The sequence below is a fragment of the Rahnella perminowiae genome (genome assembly GCF_019049755.1).
Taxonomy (GTDB): Bacteria; Pseudomonadota; Gammaproteobacteria; order Enterobacterales; family Enterobacteriaceae; genus Rahnella; species Rahnella perminowiae.
In genome coordinates this window covers 1-892 of record NZ_JAFMOS010000127.1, presented here as the reverse complement: position 1 = coordinate 892, position 892 = coordinate 1, and the positions used below count along the sequence as shown (strand labels likewise).

Annotated in this window: 1 protein-coding gene; it reads right to left on the bottom strand. The window is 50.0% G+C overall.

Annotation, left to right across the window (positions count from 1 at the left end; genetic code table 11):
* Positions 1–93: 93 nt before the first annotated feature.
* Positions 94–744: a ribosome biogenesis GTP-binding protein YihA/YsxC gene (gene yihA, locus J1785_RS00680; protein WP_129955246.1), complete on the bottom strand. Its 651-nt coding sequence runs from the start codon at positions 742–744 to the stop codon at positions 94–96.
* Between the last annotated feature and the right edge of the window lie 148 nt (positions 745–892).

Here is an 892-nt window from a genome sequence, read left to right as displayed (position 1 = left end):
GGGATTTTCACCGTATTATTCCCATAAAAAAAGGTAACCTTGCGGTCACCCCTTTCTGTACATTACTGACATTTCCCCGTTACGGGAGCGTTGTTATTCGCCTTCGTCAGAAACCTCTTCATCCAGCACTTCCGGTGGGATTTCGCTGAACCAGGTGTTCAGTTTGTCACTCAGTTTATCCACGCCCATTTTCTTTGGTGACGAGAACGCTTCCACCTGAATATCGCCCATGAATTCTTTCACCGCTTCACGAACCATTTTGATCTGCGCCTGACGTGCGCCTGAAGCCAGTTTGTCTGCTTTAGTGAGCAGCAACATGACCGGCGTACCTACGTCAACAGCCCACTGAATCATTTGGTGATCGAGATCTTTCAGCGGGTGGCGGATATCCATCAGCACAACCAGACCTTTCAGGGAGTTACGCATTTGCAGATATTCGCCCAGAGCACGCTGCCATTTGCGCTTCATTTCTTCCGGGACTTCTGCGTAGCCATAGCCCGGTAAGTCGACCAGACGAATGCCCGGTTTCACTTCAAAGAGATTGATAAGCTGGGTACGTCCCGGTGTTTTACTGGTACGTGCGAGGCTTTTCTGCTGAGTCAGGGTATTCAGCGCACTGGATTTGCCGGCGTTTGAACGACCAGCAAATGCGACTTCAATGCCTGCGTCAGATGGCAAATGCCGGATATCCGGGGCACTCATGACGAAATGGGTCATATGATAGTTGTAAATTTGGCTGGTCAAAACGTGCGTCTCCGTGAGGCATGAGTATCTGGCTGGCGATTATAACTGCAACTGCGCCGGGATGTGTTCGTGTTTTTAAAATCCGAATGATGAGGCGAAGGGACCACAGAGATGAAGGCGGGGGAAAATTGCCTTCATGATGTAAGAC